Origin of the sequence: Amycolatopsis sp. A1MSW2902, assembly GCF_017312175.1 — a bacterium.
GTDB classification, from domain to species: Bacteria; Actinomycetota; Actinomycetes; order Mycobacteriales; family Pseudonocardiaceae; genus Amycolatopsis; species Amycolatopsis nivea.
Window position 1 is genome coordinate 270,435 of sequence record NZ_QJPO01000001.1, and the last position, 22,020, is coordinate 292,454.

Below are 22,020 nucleotides of genomic sequence, written 5' to 3' on the forward strand. Positions count from 1 at the left end.
ACCGACACCCCGTTGCCCGGACCGACGCTCCTGTCCGCCACGGCGAATTGTCGGTGCGCGGAAATCGCTCGTGCGACGCCGCAGCAAGTCCATTCTGAGGCAGGTTCTCCACCGTCTGTCACACGTCGAACGCACGGCCCCGGAGATCGCCACAACCCCGTGACGACCGAACCGGGTCGCTCCACACGGAAGGAACAGCAGAACCCACGCGACTCCCTGAGCACGGCAAGGTAAAGTCCAAGACATGACGTCGCCGGAGGCCAGCAGACGGTAGCCGCCCAGCAGCAAGCTGGGCGGCGGAGTGACGGGTGCCGGACTTGCTGCCGGATTGGGCTGACCAGCGAAAGCTTCACCACAAACGCCGTGCTGTTGAGTCGTGCCCTGAGCAGGTTCTCGTGAGTGTTGACGCCGGTTCTAACCGGCATCAACACTCACGACTGCCAAGCGCCCCGACGGCAAGGGCGGCCAGCCAGCGCCAAGCCTGCGCGCGGTGGCCACACCGTGGTGAAGTCTGACGCCGCAGGCAAAACTCGCCGTTCGATACGCGTTCTGGCGAACGCTTGGGCACAGCAGAGCCGCAGACAAAGCGCACTCGGCACCACGGCACCGCTGAGCGGACTCGACGCCACGGCGCCCGCGGCAAAGCACACTCGCACCGCAGCACCGGTGGCAGAACGCGCTTGGCACCGCGGGCAAAGCACACTCGGCACGACAGCACCGCCTAACGAGCTCGGCACCGCAGCACCGCTGGCAAACTCGCTCGGCATCACAGCACCGCCGAGCGAGTTCGGTGCCGCACTACCGCGGGCGAAACGTACTCGGTGCCACAGCACCGCTGAGCGGGCCCAGCACCACGGCACCGTGGGCAAAGCCGCTCGGCACCGCTGCACCGCCGAGCGAGTTCGGCGCCGCAGTCCCGCGGGCGAAACGCGCTTGGTGCCACAGCACCGAGCCCGCTCGGCACCACGGCGCCGCGGGCAAATCACGCTCGGCACGACGGCACCGCCGAGCGAGCTCAGCGCCAAAGCACCGTGGGCAAAACGCGCTCAGCACCGCAACACCGCTGGCCGAACATGCTTGGCACCGCAGCACTTGGGCGAAGCCTGCCCGCGAGCCGTCACGCCGCGGCGAGGTTTCGCCCCGCGCAACTGCAGCCAAGCACCCAGCCCACCGCGCGTGCTGCTGCCCGCGAGCCCGAGGCACCCCACTCCGCAAACGAACCGTCCTCAACCCTCAGGCGTCCTCGACGCCAACAGCCGTTCGGAGTCGATTCCCTTGCCTCCCATTATTTTCCTCCTAGCCAGCGCGGTATTCGCCCAAGGCACCTCGGAGTTCGTCCTCTCCGGGCTCCTCCCCCAGATCGCCTCGGGCACCGGCGTCTCGCTCGGCACCGCCGGGTTGCTCACGTCTCTCTTTGCGGCCGGAATGGTCGTCGGCGCGCCGGTTCTCGCGATGCTCGGCAGCAAACTCCCCCGCAAGATCGCGCTCATCAGCTTCCTCGGGCTCTTCGCAGCAGTCCACGTGGTCGGTGCGGTCACCACCGACTTCCCGCTCCTCCTCGTAACCCGCGCCCTCGCGGCGTTCGCCAACGCTGGGTTTCTCGCAATAGCGCTCGCGTCGCTGCCGTCGCTCGTCGCGGGGGACTCCGTCGGGCGGGCGACTTCCGTGTTGCTGTCCGGTGTCACGCTCGCGTGCATCGTCGGCGTTCCGGCCGGGACGGTGCTCGGGCAGTACGCCGGGTGGCAGGCCGCGTTCTGGGCTATCGCGGCGATCACGGCGGCAGCCGCCGTCGCGCTAACGGCAGCGAAGGTCGACAACCCGCCAGCGACAAGCCCGGTGTATCGCGAGTGGCGGGTCCTGGCGCAGCCGCGCGTCGTGGCTACCGTCGGCAAGGGGGTTCTCGTCAACGGCGGTACCTTCGCGGCCTTCACCTACCTCGGCACGATGACCGCCCCATCCGAATGGGTTCCGGTCGTGCTGGCGGTGTTCGGGGTGGGGTCCTTCGTCGGTGTCACGATCGCGGGCAAGGCGGGGCCGCGGGTCCTCAAAGCGGGCACGCTGGTGCTGACCGCCGGGTGGGTGGCGGCGTTCTTCGCGGCGCAGAGTCTTCCGGGGCTCATCGCAGCCGCGTTGCTAACCGGGGCGATGGCGTTCGGCGTCGGGTCCGCGTTGATCGCTGCGATCGTCACGTCTGCCAGCAATGACGCGCCGCGAGTAGCCGGGGCGATCGCGACTACTGCGTTCAATCTCGGCGCGGTGGTCGGGCCTGCGGTGGCGGGGGCCGTCGTCCTCGATGCGGCGCATGCGCGTGCGGCGTTCTGGGTCAGTGCGGCCTTCACTGCGGCGGCGATGTTCCTGAGGGTGAAGAAGTAAAGCAAGGCGGCCCGGGCGAGGGCCCGGGCCGCCTCAAAGACCAGCTCAGCGCAGGGTGTCCCAGCCTGCGTAGCGAGCCTCGGTGCCCAGCTCCTCTTCGATGCGGATCAGCTGGTTGTACTTCGCCGTGCGGTCCGACCGCGACAGCGAACCCGTCTTGATCTGGCCGCAGCCGGTCGCCACGGCAAGGTCGGCGATCGTGGTGTCCTCGGTCTCGCCCGAACGGTGCGACATGACCGCCGAGTAGCCCGCCTTGTGCGCGGTGTCGACCGCGGAAAGGGTCTCGGTCAGGGTGCCGATCTGGTTGACCTTGATCAGGATCGAGTTGGCGATGCCGCGCTTGATGCCGTCGCGCAGGATCTCGACGTTCGTGCAGAACAGGTCGTCGCCGACGAGCTGGACGCGGTCGCCGATGCCGTCGGTCAGCTGCTTCCAGCCGGCGTAGTCGTCCTGGGCGAGACCGTCCTCGATCGACACGATCGGGAAGCGCTCGGTCAGCTCGGTCAGGTACGCGACGTGCTCCTCGACGCTGCGCTTGCGGCCCTCGCCGGTGTAGTCGTAGACGCCGTCGCGGTAGAACTCCGACGCCGCCGGGTCCAGCAGCAGCGCGATGTCCTTGCCCGGCTCGTACCCGGTCTGCTCGATCGCGCGGACCACGAACTCGAGCGCCTCGTCGGCCGACCCCAGCTGCGGCGCGAACCCGCCCTCGTCGCCGACATTCGTGTTGTGTCCCGCGTCGTGCAGCGATTTCCGCAGCGTGTGGAACACTTCCGAGCCCATCCGCACGGCATCGGCAAACGACGACGCGCCGACCGGGCCGATCATGAACTCCTGGAAGTCGATCGGGTTGTCCGCGTGCGCGCCGCCGTTGATGATGTTCATCATCGGCATCGGCAGCAGATGCGCGTACACCCCGCCGACGTAGCGGTACAGCGGCAACGTGTTCGCCGCGGCGGCCGCCTTCGCCACCGCCAGCGAAACCCCGAGCGTCGCGTTCGCGCCGAGGCGGGCCTTGTTCTCGGTGCCGTCGAGGGCGATCAGCGCGCGGTCGACGTCGGCCTGCGCCTCGGCCTCCATGCCGACCACGGCGTCGGCGATCTCGCCGTTCACCGCGTCGACTGCCTTGCGCACGCCCTTGCCGTGGAACCGCTTCGCGTCGCCGTCCCGCAGCTCAACGGCCTCGCGCGTGCCGGTGGAGGCCCCGGACGGCACCGCCGCCCGGCCCGCCGACCCGTCCGCCAGCACCACGTCGACCTCGACCGTCGGGTTGCCCCGGCTGTCGAGCACCTCACGGCCCCGGACCCGGACGATGCCTGTCATAACGCTCCTCGGAGGTTCGAGCCGAAGCACTCAGCGCACGCTCCGTGAAGCGCCCCGGCAGCAACGCGGCACCACGGCGAGCCGCACGTCACCCCGGAGGCTAGCAGAAGAATTCTGAATCGATCAGGCCCAGCCGGGAGAATCCACTTCGGACAGTCCGGAACCCGTTTCCCGGCAAAGGGAACGAACCGGAACCGGCGGAAAAGACGCTTCACGCCCCGGACAGCTCGCGTTCATCGGCGGGCCGCGCGGCCAGCATAGCTTCGCTTCCGCCGGAGAACCGGAGGAGGCCGCCATGTCCAGCACCGTCAGCCGTCGAGGAGCACTGGGTCTCATGGGCGCGAGCGCTGCCGTACCACTGCTCGGCACTGGTACGGCAGCCGCCGCTCCGCTCATGCCAACGCCGGGCGGTGGCGCCACCCCGGTGCAGGGTCTGCATCTCACGTTCGGCCGCGATCCCGCACGGCAGATGGTGGTTTCGTGGCTCACCGACGGCCCGGTCGGCCGTCCCCGCGTCCGCTACGGCACGATCGACGACGGCTTCGGCTCATCCGCGCCCGCAGTCACCCGCACCTACCTCGACGGCGCGTCCAACCGCACGGTCTGGGTGCACCACGCCGAGATCAACCGTCTCTGCCCGAACACCGAGTACCTCTACGTCGCCCAGCACGACGGCGGGACGCCCGACGCGGGCACGTTCCGCACCGCGCCCAGCGGCCGGTCCGCGTTCACCTTCACCAGCTTCGGCGACCAGTCCGCGCCGCAGGTCACCTGGGATCTCAAGGGCGCGCCCGCGCTCGACTTCTTCTCCACCCCGGCGACGAAGGACATCGTCACCGGCATCGAGACCGTCGCGCCGCTGTTCCACCTGCTCAACGGCGACCTCTGCTACGCCAACCTCGACGTCGACCGCGTGCGCACCTGGAACAACTTCTTCACCAACAACACCCGCTCGGCGCGGTACCGGCCGTGGATGCCCGCGGCGGGCAACCACGAGATCGAGAAGCAGAACGGCGCGATCGGCATGGCCGCCTACCAGGCGTACTTCCAGTTGCCGTCCACCGAAACCGACCCCGAGCTGGCCGGGCTCTGGTACGGCTTCACCGTCGGCTCGGTGCGGGTGATCGTGCTGCAGAACGACGACAACTGCCTGCAAGACGGCGGGGACGTCTACGTCAGCGGCTACTCCGGCGGGCGGCAGCTCGCGTGGCTGGAGAAGGAACTCGCCGCGGCACGGGCGTCGCGCGACGTGGACTGGATCGTCGTCGCGATGCACCAGGTCATGATCAGCACGTCCGACGCGAACGGCGCCGACCTCGGCCTGCGCGAGAAGTACGGCCCGCTGTTCGACCGCTACGGCGTCGACCTGGTGCTTTGCGGGCACGAGCACGACTACGAACGCTCCCTCGCCGTGCACGGCGTCGTCGCGGGAAGCGAGACGCTCACGCCGAACCCGGTGTCCGACGCGACCGACGACATCGACGCGACGCACGGCACCGTGCACATGGTTCTCGGCGGAGGCGGCGTCTCCGGCACCACCAACGGCAGCTTCTTCAAGGACGGCACCGGAAAGGTGCTGACCGCCGTCGCGGACAAGCGGGATCCCGCCACGGGCAAGCGGAAACCGACCTACGTGCGCGAAAAAGCGGTGTGGAGCGCGGTGCGCGACCTCGACCACCCCTACGGTTTCGCCGCGTTCACCGTGGACCCCGGACGCCGACCGGGCGGCACGACGACCATGCACGTGACCTACTACAACGTCACCAAGCCGACCGGAGAGCTGTCAGTGTTCGAGCGGTTTTCGTTGCACCGCAAGCGCGCCGACGGCTGACGTCAACCCCTTCTCCCGTCCGGCCCGGGCCACCCCTCAAGCCGGACAAGAGAATCCTTAGCCGCACTACGCTTGTCACGGACCCGGCGGCCGCAACGGACACCTCCCCCCATCGTCCGTCCATTGTGGACCGTCGGGCCGCGAGGGAGCGCCCATGGACCACGCCGTCACCCCCTTCGTGCTGGACCCGGCGGCGCCGGACGTGCACGGCGAGGGCGCCCGGCTGCGCGCCCGCGGACCGTTGACCGTGGTCGAACTGCCGGGCGGCGTGCTGGCCTGGTCGGTCACCAGCCTGCCGCTGCTGCGCGCCCTGCTCGCCGACCCGCGGGTCTCGAAGGATCCCCGGCGGCACTGGCCCGCCTACCGGGACGGCGAGATCTCGTCCGACTGGTCGCTGCACATCTGGGTTTCGGTGCAGAACATGTTCACCGCCTACGGCGACGAGCACCGGCGGCTGCGGTCGCTGGTGTCCAAGGCTTTCGCGCCCGGCCGGATCGCCGCGCTGCGCCCGGTGGTCGCCGAAATCGTCGACGGCCTGCTCGGCGAGCTCGACGCCGGGCCGTCCGAAACCGACCTGCGCGAACAGTACTGCTACCGGCTGCCGATCGAGGTGATCTGCCGGCTGGCCGGCGTCCCCGAACAAGCGCGGCCAGGCCTGCGCACCGCGGTGGCCGGGGTCTTCGCGACGTCGGCGACCGCGGAAGAAGCGACCGCGAACGTCGAGCTGCTGTACGGAATTTTCGCCGACCTCGTCTCCCGGCGGCGCGCCGAGCCCGGCGACGACCTCGCCAGCGCGCTCATCGCCGCCCGAGACTCCGACGGCTCCCGGCTGAGCGAAGAGGAGCTGGTGGACACGCTGATGCTGGTGATCACCGCGGGTCACGAGACGACGGTCAACCTGCTCGACCAGGCCGTGACCGCGCTGCTCACGCATCCCGCGCAGCTGCGGCAGGTCCGCGACGGAACGCGCACCTGGTCGGACGTGGTGGACGAGACGTTGCGCTGGCAGGCCCCGATTTCGCACCTGCCGCTGCGGTTCGCGCGAGAGGACATCGAGGTCGAGGGCACGGTCATCCGCGCGGGCGACCCGATTCTCCCGTCCTTCGGCCCCGCCGGACGCGACGAGGCCCACCACGGTCCGGACGCGGACGAGTTCGACTTGGCCCGCAAGGACAAATCAGCGCTCGCGTTCGGCTACGGCGTGCATTACTGCCTCGGCGCGCAGCTCGCCCGGATGGAGGCGGAGCTGGCACTGCCTGCGTTGTTCGGGCGGTTCCCGGAGTTGGCGCTGGCAGTGGCGGGAGAGAAGCTGGAGCCGGTGCCGTCGTTCATCACCAACGGGCACGTGACGCTACCGGTGCGGTTGCGGGGCTAGGCCTTCCAGTCGGCGAGGACGTCCTCAGTGTCCGCGCCCGGCACCGGCGGCGGCGTCGGCACATCCGTGGTGCTGCGCGAAAACCGCGGCGCCGGAGCGGGCTGGACGATGCCGTCGAGCGTGACCAGGCCGGACCGGGCCGCGATGTGCGGGTGCTGAGGAGCCTCGTCGGGAGCGAGGACCGGCGTGACGCACGCGTCGGTGCCGTCGAAGACCTCGGCCCATTCGTCGCGAGTGCGGGTGAGGAAAGTCCGGGTGAAGGTGGCGCGGAGGGTGGGCCAGCCGTCGCGGTCCAGTTGCGCCGGGAGGTCTTCCGCGGCGAGGCCGAGGCCGTTCAGGAGAGCCGCGTAGAACTGCGGCTCGAGGGAACCGACGGCGACGTAACGGCCGTCCGCGCAGACGTACGTGTCGTAGAACGGCGCGCCGCCGTCCAGGAGGTTCGTGCCGCGTTCGTCGGACCAGGAACCCAAGCCGCGCAATGCCCACATCATCTGGGACAGCACGTTCGCGCCGTCGACCATTGCCGCATCCACGACCTGGCCGCGCCCGGTCCGGCCGCAGTCCCACAGCGCCGCGAGCACGCCCGCGATCAGGAACATCGATCCGCCGCCGAAGTCGCCGACCAGGTTGAGCGGCGGCACCGGACGCTCGCCCGCGCGGCCGATCGCGTGCAGCACGCCGGTGAGGCCGAGGTAGTTGATGTCGTGCCCGGCGCGCTGGGCGAGCGGGCCGTCCTGGCCCCAGCCGGTCATCCGGCCGTACACCAGGCGGGGATTGCGCGCGAAGCAGTCGTCCGGGCCGACGCCGAGCCGTTCGGTGACGCCCGGCCGCAGCCCTTCGACCAGCACGTCCGCCTTCGCCGCGAGCCGCAGGACGAGTTCGCGGCCCTCGGGGGTCTTGAGGTCCGCGGCGACCGAGCGGCGCCCGCGCAGCAGCGGGTCCGGCTTGCCGCCGCTGAGGTCGAGCGATCCGGAAGGCCGTTCCACCCGGACGACGTCCGCGCCCAGGTCGGCGAGCACCATGCACGCGTGCGGCCCCGGCCCGATCCCGGCCAGCTCGACGACCTTCAGCCCGCTCAACGGTCCCGCCACGTGTCCTCCTCGGCTCCGGCGCCTGCCGCGGCGACCCTACCGGCCGGTCCGGTCCGCGTCCGGGCGTGTGGGGTAACCCACCCGTGGCCCGACCCGGGCAGAACCGGCGCCGGGCCTCACCCGAACCGGGGACTGGCGTCTCGCGGCCGCGCCCTTCGGGTACCCGGCTGGTATCCATGGGTCACGAATAGATCAAGGAGGATTTTCGATGAGCTTTTTCGACCAGGCCAAGGACAAGATCCAGGAATTCGCGGGCAACAACCCGGACAAGGTCGGCCAGGGCATCGACAAGGCCGCCGAATTCGCCGACGAGAAAACGGGCGGCAAGCACGGCGACCAGATCCGCCAGGGCGCGGACAAACTGAAGGAGAACTTCGGCGGCGGCCAGGAAGGCGGCCAGGAACAAGGCGGCGGGCAGCAGCAGGGCGGCTTCGACCAGGGCGGCCAGCAGGGCGGTCCGCAGGGTCAGCAGGGCGGCTTCGGTCAGGGCGACCAAGGCGGATTCGGCCAGGGCGAGCAAGGCGGCCAAGGCGGATTCGGTCAAGGCGAGCAAGGCGGCCAGGGCAGATTCGGCCAGGGCGAGCAGGGCGGCTTCGACCAAGGCGGCCAGCAGGGCGAGCAGCAGTGGGGCAACCAGCAGTAACCAGGGCTGTTCCGGCCTGAGTTCCCGCGCCGGAGGCGGACCGCGCACGTCTGCCCCGCCGAGAACCGCGAAATCGTTGGCAGCAAAGGAACTGCGCGAGCCGGGAGACAGCCACGCAGGCGAACCTCGCGCGAAATCAACTGCCACCGGAAGTCCGCAGATCGACCGCGGCGAGCGAACCGCGCAAGTCACGAGCCTCGGCAACCAGCCGGGGCGAGAGAGCTGTGCGCGTCGGCAACCGCGGTCGGCTGCGGGAATCTGTCGCAACGGCCAGCCTCCGCGGCGAAACGAGACCAGCCGCCGCGAGCGAAAACGAGCCGTGAACGTCGGAAGCCGCAGGTGCAACAACTCAGCTTGCAAACCTCGCGAATCGGTCGTCGTGAGCAAACCGTGGCGGTCCCGCAATAATCCGGCCTCGGCAGGGGTTGTTTAGACCAGCAGTGACGAGCGGGCGGGGCGGTGTTTCAGCGCAGTTTCCGGCGTGTTCACCCGGATCGCGCGAAAATGCCGCCTCGCTTTCCCGTGCCGCATCCACATCGCTGAATTTCTTTCACAATTCCGTGGTCCGGAGCCGCTCAGCCGGGTTTGCGGGCGGAGATCAGCAGGTGTTCCTCTGGCTCCGCTCCGGGCTTGTCCGGGGCGAACGTTTCGGTCCTCGTCCCGGTCACTTCCAGTCCGGCCGCGCGGACCCGGTCGGCCAGCGCGTCCGCCGGGAAGCTCGTCACCCGGATCGAGTGGCCGAGGAAGTCGACCGGGACGTCCTCGACGTCGGCGGGCACCGTGATCAGCGCGAACCTTCCGCCCGGGGCCAGCCAGCCGGCGATCCGGCCGAGCGCGCGCTCAGTTTCGGCCCGCGGCAGCTGCAGGAACGGGAAGAACGCGCACACCGCGTCCCACGTCTCCGGTTCCGACGCCCATTCCCGCACATCGGCCTGCACGAACTCGGCCCCGGGCACCTGTTCGCGGGCGATCCGCACCATCTCCGCGGACACGTCGATCCCAGTCACCCGATGCCCGGCGGCGACCAGATCCGCCGCTACGGGGCGGCCGGTCCCGCTACCGACGTCGAGCACCCGCGCCGACGGCGGCAGCACCGCGAGCAGTTCCCGCACCGCCGCGTCCACCACCGGCGGGCGGCCGAACGCGTCCTCGTACCCGGCGCCGATCGCGTCGAACAGTTCCGCCGCGGTGGTCAGTTCCTCGGACATCCCAGTTCCCCTCGCCGTCGAAGAAACCCAGGCTATCCGCCGCGGGAAGGCAGTTCGACGACGCCGAATCCGGCCAGCGCGGCGAACGCCGCGAGTGCGGCGAGGAGCGCCCAGCTGATCGGGTGTCCGAGGTTGAGCGTCCAGGCGACCCCCGAGCGCCGGTGCACGAGAAGGGCCGGGTCGCCGCGGTTCGCGTAGACCATGCCCGCGAGGTGCCAGTACCGGTCGTCGTCGCGCTGTACCCGGCCGGAATCCTCTTCGTCCGCAGGCAGCCGGTGCCCGGCATCGCCCACCCGGAACGCGAACGCCACCCACGCGACCACCGCGCCAGCGAGCGGGACGTAGCTGACGACGGTCGCGCCGGTCGTGGCCGGGACGATTTCCCACACTTCCAGCGACGCCACCAGCAAGCTCGCGGCCACGCATCCGGCGGTGCCGAACAGCAGCCGCAGCACGCCGGCGAGGTAGTCGCGGTACCGGGCGGCGGAGGCGGCGGGTTGCGCCGCGTCGAGTTCCGGTCGGGCACGCGGGAGGGCGATACCCAGCAGAGACACGAGGACGATGATCAACAGCTGCGCGGTGACAGTCGCGAACGCGCGGCCTACCGTGGTCGCGCCGCGCAGGGCGGAGTCGACGGTCATTCCGTTCGGCGTCGGCAGTGTCGCGGGCAGGTCGCCGTAGCGCCACGCCCCGATCGCCGCGGTGATCGCGAACAGCACTGCCGCCGGGGCCAGGAAAATCCACTGTGGACGGACCGGGTCGGTGCGGAGCGAGGTGTCAGTCGCGACTGCCTGCCGGGTGCCGGAGTACCAGTCGCCGGAGCGTTTCGCGGCGGCGACCGTGCGGTGCGCCTGGTAGCCGAGGCCGCAGCAAGCAGCCGCGAGAACCGGTGCGGCGAACGCGGCCGCCTGCTCCCAGCGCAATCCGGCCGATGCGAAAGCGACCAGGACGAACGCGAGAGTGCCGACCACCAGCACTCCGCGCGCATACCGACGATGCGCACGGACGATCTCCGGCTCAGCGACGCGCGCGGCCGGCACCCGCACACCGAACGGAAGCGTCGGCCGGGCCAGCGCGGGCGCCGCCCAGAACGCAGCGGCCAGCAGCGCCACCAGCGCGAGATCCAGGTAGACCGACGACGTCACGACGCCGCCTTCGCGCGGAAGGATTCCAGCACCGAGCCGCAACGGGCGGTCACCTCGTCGGCGTCCAGCCCGAGCGCGACGGCCTCGGCCAGGAGCGTGCGAAGCCGTTCCTGCCATTCGTCGGCGTACCCGGATTCGGCGGGGCCGGATCGGGCGTCGCGGCGGATCACCGCGCCGCTCTTGCGGTTGATGCGGATCAGGCCCTGCGCGCGGAGCAGGTCGTAGGCCTTGTTCACGGTGTGGAAGTTGATGCCGAGGTCGGCGCCGAGCTGCCGGGTGGACGGCAGCGCGTCGCCCTCGCCGAGGTCGCCGCGGGCGATCGCCTCCACGACCCGGTCGCGGATCTGCAGGTAGATCGGCGTCTCGCTGTCGAGATCCAAAGTCAGCAGCACCTGTCCAGGATATCTGCTATACATCTAATAGAACAGATAACGCAGGGGGTGAAGACGATGGCGGCAGCCGAGATCGTCGGCGACGGGCTCCGGGTGCGGTTCTCCCGCTGGGAGCGGATCGCGGTGTGGCGAGAAGAGACCACGGTCCCGCTGGCCCGGATCCGGACGGTCGAGCAGATCGGGAATCCGCTGGCCCGCACGCGCGGCGGCCGGATCGGCATGCTGGTCAGCGGGGTGGTCAAGGTCGGGATCTGGGGGCTGGGCACCGGGACGCGCCAGCTGGTGTCGGTGCGCCGGTCCGGTCCGGCGCTGCGGATCGTCCTCGACGGCGGGGAGTTCGGCGAACTGCTGCTCAGCCTGCCCGACGCGGCCGAGCTGGCCGAAGCGCTCAAGGCCCGCGCATGAGCATCGCCGTCGAGAACCTGACCAAGCGGTTCGCCGCGACGCCCGCGGTCGCCGATCTGACGTTTTCCGCCGGTCCCGGGGAAATCACCGGTTTCCTCGGGCCGAACGGTTCGGGGAAGACCACCACGATGCGGATGCTCCTCGGCCTGGTCCGGCCGGACGCCGGGACCGCGACGATCGACGGCGTCCGGTACGCCGAGCTGCCGCATCCGGTACGCACCGTCGGCGCGGTGCTCGACAGGGCCGACCCGCATCCGTCCTGTTCCGCGCGCGAGCACCTGCGCATCTACGCCACGATGGCCCGGCTGCCGCGCCGGCGCGTCGACGAGGTGCTGGAGCAACTGGAGATGACCGCCTTCGCGGGGCGGCCCTCGCGCGGTTATTCCACCGGCATGCGGCGACGGCTCAGCCTCGCGACCGCGCTGCTCGGCGACCCGCGAGTGCTGGTGCTCGACGAACCGGGCAACGGACTGGACCCGCAGGGCATGGCGTGGCTGCGCGACCTGCTCACCGGGTTCGCCGCGACCGGCCGGACCGTGCTGGTCTCCAGCCACGTGCTCAGCGAACTGGAGCAGATCGCCGGGCAGGTGGTGGTCATCCGCGACGGCCGCCTCGTCGCCACCGGCACCCTGGCGGAACTGTCCGTCTCGACCGCACCCGCCGCGCTCGTCCGCTCGCCCGACGCCGACGACCTCGCTCGAACGTTGAGCGGGGCCGCCGAACGGATCGCGCCGGATCTTCTTCGCGTCTCCGGCCTCAGCACCGCCGCGATCGCGGACCGGGCGGCCGCGGCCGGACTGCGAATCCACGAGCTCACCCCGGAAAAGCCCGGCCTGGAACAGGTTTTCCTCGCCCTCACCGCAGGAGAACGCCGATGATCGCCGCGGAACTCCGCCGGCTGCGCTCCACCCGGCTGTGGCTGTGGGCGCTCATCGCCGCCGCGGTGTGCGGCGGCGGCCTGGTCGGGCTGATCGGCGTGATCGGCCCGGAGCAGGTCCAGCCGCCGATGCCCGGCCTCGACACCGCCGCCGGAGTACGGAACGTGCTCGGCATGGCGACCGTGACGGTCCTGTTCCCCGCCGTCTTCGGCACCGTCGCGATGACGTCGGACTACCGGCACCGCACGATTTCCGTCACGTTCCTCTTCGCGCCGCGCCGCTGGCGGATCCTCATCGCGAAACTCGCGGCGTTCGCCGTCGGCGGCCTCTGCTACGGCGTCGTCACCGCAGTCGCCGCCGGGCTCGCGCTCTACGGCAGCGCCGCCCTCCATGGGGTGACCGTCGGCCTCGCCCCGGCGACAGTCGTCGAGCTGCTGCTCCGGATCGCTGCCGCGATGACGATCTACACCGTGCTGGGCGTGGGAATCGGTGCGCTGCTGCGGAATCAGGTCGCCGCGCTGGCGGTGGTGATCGGGTACCTGTACCTGATCGAAATCGCGCTGCTCGCCATTCCCGGCGTGAACACGATCTATCCCTACCTTCCCGGCGGAGCCACCGCCGCGCTCACCGAATTCGGCTACCTCACCGACGCGCTCGCCCAGCAGACCGGCCACGCAGGCGGACAACTGCTGCCCACCGCGGGCGGCGCGCTCGTTCTCCTCGGATACGCCCTGGTCGCGGCCGGGCTAGCAGTCGCGTTCCCGCTGCGCCGGGATGTCACGTGACAGCTTCATAGGCCGCCGCCGCGACCACCAGATCCTCCCAAGCCATTCCGACGCTCTTGAACAGCCGAGGACCCGACGCCACCGTCCTCCCCTGTGCCAGTTCCGCGAGCGGCACCAAGTCGTCCGCCGCGAGGACGCCGGATTTCATTGCCAGCACTACATCTCCGGCCTCGCGAGTAGCCGCACCGATGCCTTCTACGACCACTGTGGACCGTCCAATGAGGACATCGTCGACTTCCCGGGCGTCGGGTTCGTGTGAGCCGACGGCTACGACGGTGGCGTGCTCGGGGACTTTCGCGCCGTCGAACACGGGGATTCGCGACGAGGTGCAGCAGGCGATCAGATCAGCCGAGGACACGTCGTCCGGCGTGCCTACCCGGGCGAAGGGGTACTGCGCGGCGAGCGCTTGCGTGCGCTCCGGATTCCGGCCGACGACCACCACCTCCCGCACCGGCCGCACGGCGCGGAAGGCTTCGATGTGGCTCTGCGCCTGCGGGCCTGTCCCGAACACGACCAGGCGTTCCGCGTCCGGCTCGGCCAGGAGGTCGACCGCCACGGCGGAAACCGCCGCCGTGCGGACCGAGGTGAGGGCGATGCCGTCCAGGAGCGCCTTGGGGGTGAGCGTCGGGCCGTCCATCAGCAGGTAGTGGCCTTGGATCCGCGGCAGGCCGCGAGCCGGGTTGTCCGGGGCGACGGAGGCGACCTTGACCCCGGCGTAGCGGTCCCAGAACGCGGGCATCAGCAGAAACTGCCCGGTGGGCACGGGTACGACAGACCGCGGCGGGTCCTGGTCCGGGTCGAGGCCGCCGGTCAATGCGGAGCGGATGGCGTCGACTGCTTGGCGGACGGTCGGTGGGGCATCGAGGAACAGCACGCCGACGAGCATCGCACACGGCACCGACAGAACCGGCTGAGCCGCAGGTCACAACACCTTAGATACAAGCTGGGATGCATGTTAGCGTCCCACCTGTGAACGCGTTGAAACCCGCCGCCGACCGCGCGTACGAGCTCACCAAGGAGCTCGTGCTCACCGGCGAACTGCCCGGCGGACACCTGTTCAGCGAGGGCGAGATCGCCGAGCGGCTCGGAGTGAGCCGGACGCCGGTGCGCGAGGCGTTCCTGCGGCTGCAGGTCGAGGGGCTGCTCAACCTGATCCCGAAGCGCGGCGCGATCGTCGTCCCGATCACCCCGGGCGAGGCCGAGGACGTGCTCGAAGCCCGCGAGGCCGTCGAAAGCGCGGCGGTACAACGGCTGGGCAGGCGTCCGGAGTTGATCCCGGCGGCGCTCGAGCAGCTGCGCGCGGTGCTGGCTGTCCAGCGGCAGCACGCGGAAGCGGGCGACGTGCCCGCGTTCGCGGAAGCCGACGCGCTGTTTCACCGCACGATCGTCGAGGCGGGCGGCAATGCGCTGCTGCTCAGCTTCTACACCACGCTCGCCGACCGGCAGCGCCGGATGAACGTCCACGCGCTCGCGCCGATCCCGGCCCGGCTGCCCCAGGTCGTCGGCGAGCACGAAGACCTCCTGAACATCATCGCGGAGGCCGAAACGAAGGCCGACACCTTCGCCCCGGCCCTGCGAGCACACCTGGATTCGGTGCACCGTCGATGACCACTACTGCTGACCGCGCTCCCCTGCCCGGAACACCCGAGACAACCGCCCGTCCGGCCTGGTTTCCGGCCGCCGCCGCGGTGTTCGCGTGCGGCTGGGGCGGCAACCAGTTCACCCCGCTGCTCGTCATGTACCACGCCGCGGGCTACTCCGCATTCACCGTCGACGCCCTGCTCGGTGCGTACGTCGTCGGTCTCGTGCCAGGGCTGCTGCTGTCCGGCGGACTGTCCAATCGGTACGGTCGCCGCCCGGTGATGTTCGCCGGCACCGTGGTGTCGCTGCTGGCGAGCGTGCTGCTGGCGCTCGGCCCGGTCGGCGTCGGGTGGATCGCGGCCGGCCGGTTCCTCTCCGGCATCGCGGTCGCGGTCGCGATGGCCGTGGGCTCCACCTGGATCAAGGAACTCGCCGACGCCGACCCGCACAGCGCGGCCGACACCGGCACCCGGCGCGCCGCGCTGTGCCTGACGCTCGGGCTCGGCATCGGCCCGGGCGTCGCCGGAGTGCTCGCGCAATGGGGTCCGTGGCCGATGGTCCTCCCCTACCTGGTCCACATCGGACTCGCGCTAGTCTCGCTGCTCGCGGTCACGCGCAGTCCGGAAACGCTCACTGTCCGGACCGAATCGGTCCGCGCCGCGTTGCCCGCCACCGCGCGGCATCCGCGGTTCCGCCGGGTGATCCTGCCCGCCGCGCCGTGGATCTTCGGTTCGTGCGGCGTGGCGTACGCGATCCTGCCGCAGCTCGTCGAGCATCAGACCGGGTCGTGGGCGCTGGCCTACTCCACCTTGCTCACCGTCTGCGCGATCGGCGCGGGCGTGGGGATCCAGCCGATCGCCAAGCGGGTCGACCGCGCCACCAGCGCCCGGGCGGTGCTCACCGGGATGGCGGTGCTCTGCGCCGGACTCGTCCTGAGTGTCTTCGCCGCGGCGCAGGAATCGCCGTGGATCGCCCTCGGCGCGGCGATTGTGCTGGGTGCCGCTTACGGCATCGTCGTGGTGTCCGGACTGCTGGAATTGCAACGCCTCGCCCGGCCGGGCGAAATCGCGGAACTCACCGGCGTGTACTACGCGCTGGCCTACATCGGATTCCTGCTGCCGTCAATTTTAGCCGCCCTGAACGGAGTAGCGGGCTACCCGGTTCTGCTTGCCTGCGTCGCACTGGTCGCGATCGCGGGAACCCTTGTGGTGACCCGGCACTCGCGCCGGCACCTCCCCCAGGACTGACCCGATTCCGGCAAACGGGACCGAATGCGCGACCGCGCGGAAATTCGGTCCCGTTTGCCGGATTTGTTTCCCACTATTGTCGCTTGTGGATCGTGCGGGAGTCGGAAAGAGTTCTGCTATCGGGAAATCGAGCGCGGCACGAGTGCGCCCGATTTCGTCGGGGCCGGTAACTCACGAACCCTTCTAGCAGGAAGTGGGAACTGCACATGGGGCGTTCCTCGCGATCCGTTCGCGCCCTGGTCATGGCTGCGACCGGCAGCCTGGTGCTGGCCGGGGCGACCCAGCCGGCGCAGGCTGCCGCACCGGCCGCCGCGGCGGACACCGCGCCGCAATCGGTGATCGTCGTCCTCGCGGACCAGCTGCCCAGCGCGCCGCCCACCAAGGCGGCCTCGGGCACTCGCCGCGCCAAAGCCACCCAAGAACAGGACTCGGTGCTCGCCAAGCTCTCCGGCGCGGCACCGGCCAAGGTCAAGCACTTCGCACTCGGCAACGCGTTTTCCGCCACGGTCACGCCCGCGCAGGCCGCACAGCTCGCGCACGACCCGGCGGTCGCGCAGGTGCTGCCGGACAGCAAGGTGACGCTGCCGGACGCCAAACCGGGCGCACCGGCCGCCGCGCCGAAGGCAGGCGGACCGGCCGCGCAGTCCACGCCGAACGCGACCTGCCCGGCCGACCCGGCGAAACCGTTGCTGGAGCCCGAAGCGCTGACGTCGATCCGCGCGTACAGCACCACCGGCGGCAAGAGCGCGTCCGATCTGGCCAACGGCGCCGGCGTGAAGGTCGCGTTCCTCGCCGACAACATGGACCCGAACTACGCGGACTTCATCCGTCCCGACGGCACCCACGTGTTCTCGGACTACCAGGACTTCTCCGGCGACGGCCCGAACACGACCGACGCCGGGGCCGAGGCCTTCGGCGACGCCTCCTCGATCGCCGCGCAAGGCGTCGTCGTGCACGACCTGTCGAAGTTCGTCAACGAGAAGCACCCGCTCCCGGCGGGCTGCAACATCGTCGTCAAGGGCGTCGCGCCGGGTGCGAGCCTGGTCGGGCTGAACGTCTTCGGCAAGACCGCCACGAACTCCGCGGTGCTGCAGGCGATCGACTACGCGGTGACCGTCGACCACGTCGACGTGATCAACGAGTCGCTCGGCCTCAACCAGTACCCGGATTCCAGCTCCCGCAACCTGTTCCAGGTCTTCAACGACCAGGCCGTGGCCGCGGGCGTCACCGTGACCGCTTCCAGCGGCGACGCGGGCACCACGTCCACGATCGGCAGCCCGGCCACGGACCCGCTGGTGATCTCGACCGGCGCGACGACCGACAACCGGCTCTACGCGCAGACCGGCTACGCGGCTTTCCCGTTCTCCAACGGGAAATGGGTGAACGACAACATCTCCGCGCTGTCCTCGTCCGGCATCACGCAGAACGGCCGCACCATCGACCTCGTCGCACCCGGCGAGGGCAACTGGGCCGACTGCTCCCCGGCGTACTCGGAATGCCGCAACTTCAAGACCGTCCCGGAAGGCACGGACCTCGAATCCTTCGGCGGCACCAGCGAATCCGCCCCGCTGACCGCGGGCGTCGCCGCGCTGGTGATCCAGAGTTACCGCAATTCCCACCACGGTGCGTCGCCGACGCCCGCACAGGTGAAGCAGATCATCACCAGCACCGCGCGCGACCTCAACCTCCCGGCCGACGAGCAGGGCGCGGGCCTTCTCGACGCTCGCGCGGCGGTCGAAGCGGCGCTCACCGCTCCGGGTTCGACCGGGGCACCGGCGGGCGTTTCGTCGAACATCACGCTGTCGGCCGACCAGCTGACGCTGGAAGGCGCGCCGGGCAGCACACAGCACGCGTCGGTCAACGTCACCAACTCGGGCACCAAGCCGCTGACGGTCAGCACCGGCACGCGGACGTTCGCCCCGATGGGCACGCAGACGCAGACCACCGGGTTCGACTCGGCCAAGCTGCCGACGTTCCCGTATTTCAACGGCACGAACTGGGCGTACAAGAAGGTCACCTTCTCCGTGCCGAACGGCGCGCAGCGGCTGCTGGCGCGGATGGCGTGGCAGGGCAGCCCGAAGACGGTCAACGGCCAGTCCGTCACCCCGGTGGTGCGGCTGACGCTGCTCGCGCCGGACGGCACCTTCGTCGCCAACAGCCGTCCGCAGGGCGGGGCCGCGACGGCGAACTACGCCAACGTGGACGTCACGCGCCCGGCCGCGGGCACGTGGACCGCGGTGCTGTACTCCGCGTCCGGGCAGGCCGGCTACACCGGTGACATCCAGCTGGCGACCACCGCGCAGCGGGCTGTCCCGTACGGCCAGGTTTCGCCGCAGATCCTGCAGCTCAACCCCGGTCAGACGAAGCCGGTGCACGTCGCGCTGCAGACCCCGGCCAGCGGCGGCGACGCGGACTACTCGATCACCTTCGGCAGCTCCGACGGACACCAGACCACGGTGTCGGCCGTGCTGCGCGCGCTGATCCCGACGAAGAACGGCCCCGGCGCGTTCGGCGGCACGATCACCGGCGGCAACGCCCGCGCGGTGTCGCCCGCGCAGACCTTCTCCTACGAATTCGACGTTCCGCGCGGCAAGCGGGACCTCGACGTCGCGGTGAAGCTGCAGGACCCGGGCACGCTGCTCGACGGCGTCCTGGTCGACCCGAACGGCGAACTCGCCGACGTGAACAGCAACGCCTACCTCGATTCGGCCACCACGCTGAAGCAGGGCACCGCGTTGCAGCTCGTCGACGCGAACCCGCTGCCGGGCCGCTGGCACCTCGTGCTCGTCGTGCAGAACCCGGTGACGGGCAAGCAGATCGACCAGCCGTTCACCGGAACCGTCGGCTTCGACCAGGTCTCGGCCAGCGCGCCCGCGCTGCCGCAGTCCGCGTCGCTCGCCGCGGGCAAGGCGGTGACCGTGCCGGTGACGGTGCGCAACACCGGCATCGAACCGATCGCCATCGGCGTCGACGCGCGCACGAACGCCAAGCAAACGCTGCAGCCGCAGCCGATCCAGGGTTCGACCGAGGTCGACCTGCCGGAGCTGAACGCGAACGCGCCAGTGTACTCGATCCCGCCGGAGACGAGCAAGTTCACCGTCGCGACGTCCTCGACCGTGCCCGCGCAGGCGGAGATCCAGGGTTCGGCGGCGGGCATCGACGTGCTCGGCGACCTGAAGTCCGCGCAGAACGGCAGCACGGTGTCGGTCGCGACGATCGGCGAGAAGACCGGCTACGTCACCAAGGGCGTCTGGTTCGCCGACGTGCAGGAGATCGGCCCGTTCGGTCCGGACGGCGCGCCTGCCGGGCATTCGAGCTACACGGCGTCGATCCAGACGGCGGGCTTCGACGGTTCGGTGACGTCGTCGACCGGCGACCCGTACGGCCAGTCGGTGGACCCGAACGGCACGCCGCAGCTGGTGAAGCCGGGCGAGACCGCGACGATCCTGGTGACGATCACGCCGTCGGGCAACCGAGGGCGGCAGGTGGCCGGGCACTTGAACATCGTGACCGTGCCGTCGCTGCCGACCGGCGTGACCGGTCTGCCGCAGGTCGGAACCGGTGAGGTGCTGGCGACTCTGCCGTACAGCTACCGCATCGGCTGACGACCGTTCTGAAGTCCGTGAAGGACTCCTTGAGGGAATCTGATTCCCTCAAGGAGCCCTTCACGGACGGCTATGGAGCAGTGCGCGAAGGTGCTCCGCGTGCGCGCGAGTCATCGCGGCCCGGACGAGAGGGAGGCACCCGGCGAGCAGTCCGTCGTCCGTCCAGGCGAGCACCAGGGTCGAATTCGTGGCCGCGCAATGCAACGGCCGGTATGAGGTGTCCGGCATCGGTCTCGTCGGCGGCGCTGTCACGGTCAGGATTCCGGCCCCGTAACCGAGACACAGCACTGCCCATTCGCTGTCGGCGTAACAAAGCCGTGGGTCAGCACCGGCGTCGGCGAAGGCCGCGAGCAGAGCCCGCGTACGCGGTTGCACGGTCTGGTCGAGGAGAACGCAGCGCTGTCGGGACAGCGCGGCCGGGGTGAGCGAGTCCGGAACGCCGAGCGGATGTCCGGACGGAATGCCGACCACCAGCGGTTCCGTGGCCACCGAAACCCATTCGAGCGGGCGTTCCCGCACGGCGTCCTGGCGCAGCAGGCCGAGGTCCAGTTCCTCGCGCAGCAACGCTTCCGCCAGCTCCGCAGCCGATTCGGCGGTCCGAACCGTCAGCCCGGCATCGGGATTGCGCACCCCCACCTCGCGGATCAGCCGCGGCAGCACGGGCGTCGGCACCGAGCCGATCCGGATCTGCGCGACGGGGCGCTCCAGCCCGGCGCGAGCGGCGGTCAGCATCCGGTCGAACTGCGGGACCACCGCCGAGGCGTGTTCGAGGAGGAGCTCGCCGGTTTCGGTGAACAGCTTCCCGGCCGGTTCCGCGGCCAGCAGCGGGGCGCCGATCATCCGTTCCAGCCGCCGGATCCGCAGGGTGAGCTTGGCCGGGGTGGTTCCGAGTGCGGCCGCGGCAGCCGTCACGCTGCCCGCCTCGGCGACCGCGACCAGCAGCTTCAGCTGCCGCAGCTCGAGGTCGGCGCCCGAGCGGATCAGCTGGTCCGGGCGGTCAGCCACGGCAGTTCCCCCGGAATCGCGCGCGGGCCGTCGAAGCCGCCCTTGTGGTCGTGATAGGCGTCGAGGATCAACCCGGCGAGCAGGCTGACCCGCGCGGCGACCGGACTGTCCTCCCGGTACAGCAGGAAATGGCTGGTCCGCGCCCGCAGTCCGGGAACCGGGCGGTGCACCACGCCCGGGGCGAGCGGGCGGGAGGCCTGGACGAGCGTGACGTCGCCCTGGTAGCGGACGATCTCGTCGCGCGGGCCGGAGACCGGCACGTAGTGGGCGATCACCGGGGCGAAGCCGTACGGGCCGCACACCCGGGCGAGGAACTCTCGGCAGCGGTCCGGCCCGGTCGAGGAGATCCACCGCTCGTGTTCCAGCTCGGCCAGGTCCACCTCGTGCCGGGCGGCGAGCGGATGCCAGTCCGGGAGCATCATCAGCAGCGGGTCCTCGGCGAGGTCGATCCGCCCGGTGTTCGCGGGCAGCGGCACGTCGCACTGTTCGGACAGGACGGCGAGGTCGAGTTCGCCGCGGCCGAACCAGCCGAGCATCTCCGCGGTCGACTCGGCGGTCCGGATCTCCGCCCGGTCGCCGAGCCCGGTCGTCTCCAGCGCGCGAAGCAGCGGGCCGGACAGGACGGTTTCCGACCAGCCGACCCGCAACGCGCTTTCGCGCTGGGCGCAGTGCTGCGCGAGGGCCGGGCCGATCCGGGCGGTGCGCGCCAGGATCCCGTCCGCGTAGTCGAGGATCAGCTGCCCGAACGGCGTGGGCCGCACCCCGGCGCGGGCGCGTTCGAACAGCGCCCGGCCGAGCAGTTCCTCGATCCTGCGCAGTTCGCGGCTGAGGGCGGGTTGCGGCAGCACCAGTTCGGTGGCCGCGCGGTTGAGGCTGCCCGCTTTCGCGATCGCCTGGAGGTGGCGCAAATGCTTGAGTTCCAACTCCACGAAAGTTCACGATATGACGTCCGCCGGCGCGAGTGCACCGGCGAAAGTGTGGCAATCGCCCGACCAAAGTAGGAAATCCTCTTTCCGAACTGTCGGCCTCGCCGTCCCGCGACGGCATAACCGGCAGGCATTACCCGCGCCGCCCGGATCCCGGCACAGTGATCCGCACCAGTCCCGCCCCGCCGGGAGAAACGCGGAATCGAGACG

The 22,020-nt window shown here is 70.5% G+C and carries 18 protein-coding genes; 10 read left to right on the forward strand and 8 right to left on the reverse strand.

Going from position 1 to position 22,020, the window contains the following annotated elements; genetic code table 11:
* Nucleotides 1-1,275 precede the first annotated feature (1,275 nt).
* Entirely contained in the window at nucleotides 1,276-2,373 is a 1,098-nt protein-coding gene (locus DMP23_RS01350) for an MFS transporter (RefSeq protein ID WP_337819889.1), read from the forward strand.
* 45 nt (nucleotides 2,374-2,418) lie between these two features.
* Here the strand turns inward: DMP23_RS01350 and eno are convergent, their stop codons facing one another.
* Nucleotides 2,419-3,693, reverse strand: coding sequence for a phosphopyruvate hydratase (gene eno / locus DMP23_RS01355; protein WP_134663430.1), 1,275 nt, complete (start codon nucleotides 3,691-3,693; stop codon nucleotides 2,419-2,421).
* Between the two features lie 295 nt (nucleotides 3,694-3,988).
* On the opposite strand from eno, the gene DMP23_RS01360 reads away from it, so the two are divergent.
* Together DMP23_RS01360 and DMP23_RS01365 are read left to right on the forward strand one after the other, a co-directional pair.
* Complete coding sequence (locus DMP23_RS01360) at nucleotides 3,989-5,524, forward strand: fibronectin type III domain-containing protein (protein ID WP_337819890.1); 1,536 nt, start codon at nucleotides 3,989-3,991, stop codon at nucleotides 5,522-5,524.
* A 154-nt stretch (nucleotides 5,525-5,678) separates the two neighbouring features.
* A complete protein-coding gene (locus tag DMP23_RS01365) occupies nucleotides 5,679-6,899 on the forward strand; it encodes a cytochrome P450 family protein (RefSeq protein ID WP_337819891.1) in 1,221 nt (406 codons plus the stop codon).
* Here the strand turns inward: DMP23_RS01365 and DMP23_RS01370 are convergent.
* Nucleotides 6,896-7,990, reverse strand: a complete 1,095-nt coding sequence (locus DMP23_RS01370) for a CaiB/BaiF CoA transferase family protein (RefSeq protein ID WP_337819892.1) — start codon at nucleotides 7,988-7,990, stop codon at nucleotides 6,896-6,898. The two genes, DMP23_RS01365 and DMP23_RS01370, sit on opposite strands and share 4 nt — an antisense overlap.
* A 208-nt stretch (nucleotides 7,991-8,198) precedes the next feature.
* On the opposite strand from DMP23_RS01370, the gene DMP23_RS01375 reads away from it, so the two are divergent.
* A complete protein-coding gene (locus DMP23_RS01375) occupies nucleotides 8,199-8,633 on the forward strand; it encodes an antitoxin (RefSeq protein WP_337819893.1) in 435 nt (144 codons plus the stop codon).
* Nucleotides 8,634-9,208: 575 nt separating this feature from the next.
* On the opposite strand, the gene DMP23_RS01380 is transcribed toward DMP23_RS01375, so the two are convergent.
* The 3 genes from DMP23_RS01380 to DMP23_RS01390 are packed head-to-tail and all read right to left on the reverse strand — an operon-like array spanning nucleotide 9,209 to nucleotide 11,378.
* Nucleotides 9,209-9,841, reverse strand: a complete 633-nt coding sequence (locus tag DMP23_RS01380) for a class I SAM-dependent methyltransferase (protein ID WP_337819894.1) — start codon at nucleotides 9,839-9,841, stop codon at nucleotides 9,209-9,211.
* Between the two features lie 32 nt (nucleotides 9,842-9,873).
* Entirely contained in the window at nucleotides 9,874-10,986 is a 1,113-nt protein-coding gene (locus DMP23_RS01385) for a DUF1648 domain-containing protein (protein WP_337819895.1), read from the reverse strand.
* Nucleotides 10,983-11,378 (reverse strand): GntR family transcriptional regulator, encoded by a 396-nt coding sequence (locus tag DMP23_RS01390; protein WP_337819896.1) that lies wholly within the window; start codon nucleotides 11,376-11,378, stop codon nucleotides 10,983-10,985. The genes DMP23_RS01385 and DMP23_RS01390 overlap by 4 nt, the downstream gene beginning before the upstream one ends.
* Before the next feature lie 57 nt (nucleotides 11,379-11,435).
* Between DMP23_RS01390 and DMP23_RS01395 the strand changes: the two genes are divergently transcribed.
* Genes DMP23_RS01395 through DMP23_RS01405 form a run of 3 tightly spaced genes read left to right on the forward strand, consistent with a single transcriptional unit; the run spans nucleotide 11,436 to nucleotide 13,446 of the window.
* Entirely contained in the window at nucleotides 11,436-11,783 is a 348-nt protein-coding gene (locus DMP23_RS01395; protein ID WP_337819897.1) for a hypothetical protein, read from the forward strand.
* Nucleotides 11,780-12,661, forward strand: coding sequence for an ABC transporter ATP-binding protein (locus DMP23_RS01400; protein WP_337819898.1), 882 nt, complete (start codon nucleotides 11,780-11,782; stop codon nucleotides 12,659-12,661). The genes DMP23_RS01395 and DMP23_RS01400 overlap by 4 nt, the downstream gene beginning before the upstream one ends.
* Nucleotides 12,658-13,446: an ABC transporter permease gene (locus tag DMP23_RS01405; protein ID WP_337819899.1), complete on the forward strand. Its 789-nt coding sequence runs from the start codon at nucleotides 12,658-12,660 to the stop codon at nucleotides 13,444-13,446. The genes DMP23_RS01400 and DMP23_RS01405 overlap by 4 nt, the downstream gene beginning before the upstream one ends.
* Here DMP23_RS01405 and DMP23_RS01410 read toward each other — a convergent pair.
* The gene (locus DMP23_RS01410; protein ID WP_337819900.1) at nucleotides 13,439-14,344 is read right to left on the reverse strand and encodes an ornithine cyclodeaminase family protein; all 906 of its coding nucleotides are present in this window, start codon (nucleotides 14,342-14,344) and stop codon (nucleotides 13,439-13,441) included. The two genes, DMP23_RS01405 and DMP23_RS01410, sit on opposite strands and share 8 nt — an antisense overlap.
* Before the next feature lie 71 nt (nucleotides 14,345-14,415).
* Between DMP23_RS01410 and DMP23_RS01415 the strand changes: the two genes are divergently transcribed.
* From DMP23_RS01415 to DMP23_RS01425, 3 genes are all read left to right on the forward strand, one after another.
* The gene (locus DMP23_RS01415; protein ID WP_037818639.1) at nucleotides 14,416-15,054 is read left to right on the forward strand and encodes a GntR family transcriptional regulator; all 639 of its coding nucleotides are present in this window, start codon (nucleotides 14,416-14,418) and stop codon (nucleotides 15,052-15,054) included.
* On the forward strand, nucleotides 15,051-16,274 hold the full coding sequence (locus DMP23_RS01420) for an MFS transporter (protein WP_337819901.1): 1,224 nt from the start codon (nucleotides 15,051-15,053) through the stop codon (nucleotides 16,272-16,274). The genes DMP23_RS01415 and DMP23_RS01420 overlap by 4 nt, the downstream gene beginning before the upstream one ends.
* A gap of 242 nt (nucleotides 16,275-16,516) precedes the next feature.
* Nucleotides 16,517-19,879 (forward strand): S8 family serine peptidase, encoded by a 3,363-nt coding sequence (locus DMP23_RS01425; protein WP_337819902.1) that lies wholly within the window; start codon nucleotides 16,517-16,519, stop codon nucleotides 19,877-19,879.
* Between the two features lie 60 nt (nucleotides 19,880-19,939).
* On the opposite strand, the gene DMP23_RS01430 is transcribed toward DMP23_RS01425, so the two are convergent.
* Nucleotides 19,940-20,884, reverse strand: a complete 945-nt coding sequence (locus DMP23_RS01430) for a LysR family transcriptional regulator (protein WP_337819903.1) — start codon at nucleotides 20,882-20,884, stop codon at nucleotides 19,940-19,942.
* A complete protein-coding gene (locus tag DMP23_RS01435) occupies nucleotides 20,860-21,813 on the reverse strand; it encodes a LysR family transcriptional regulator (protein WP_134733314.1) in 954 nt (317 codons plus the stop codon). Before DMP23_RS01435 ends, DMP23_RS01430 begins: the two co-directional genes overlap by 25 nt.
* Between the last annotated feature and the right edge of the window lie 207 nt (nucleotides 21,814-22,020).

Coding starts and splice junctions, on each gene's coding strand:
- DMP23_RS01395 (WP_337819897.1), top strand. CDS start 11,436: ATGGCGGCAGCCGAGATCGTCGGCGACGGGCTCCGGGTGCGGTTCTCC.
- DMP23_RS01365 (WP_337819891.1), top strand. CDS start 5,679: ATGGACCACGCCGTCACCCCCTTCGTGCTGGACCCGGCGGCGCCGGAC.
- DMP23_RS01405 (WP_337819899.1), top strand. CDS start 12,658: ATGATCGCCGCGGAACTCCGCCGGCTGCGCTCCACCCGGCTGTGGCTG.
- DMP23_RS01425 (WP_337819902.1), top strand. CDS start 16,517: ATGGCTGCGACCGGCAGCCTGGTGCTGGCCGGGGCGACCCAGCCGGCG.
- DMP23_RS01360 (WP_337819890.1), top strand. CDS start 3,989: ATGTCCAGCACCGTCAGCCGTCGAGGAGCACTGGGTCTCATGGGCGCG.
- DMP23_RS01400 (WP_337819898.1), top strand. CDS start 11,780: ATGAGCATCGCCGTCGAGAACCTGACCAAGCGGTTCGCCGCGACGCCC.
- DMP23_RS01375 (WP_337819893.1), top strand. CDS start 8,199: ATGAGCTTTTTCGACCAGGCCAAGGACAAGATCCAGGAATTCGCGGGC.
- DMP23_RS01380 (WP_337819894.1), bottom strand. CDS start 9,841: ATGTCCGAGGAACTGACCACCGCGGCGGAACTGTTCGACGCGATCGGC.
- DMP23_RS01420 (WP_337819901.1), top strand. CDS start 15,051: ATGACCACTACTGCTGACCGCGCTCCCCTGCCCGGAACACCCGAGACA.
- eno (WP_134663430.1), bottom strand. CDS start 3,693: ATGACAGGCATCGTCCGGGTCCGGGGCCGTGAGGTGCTCGACAGCCGG.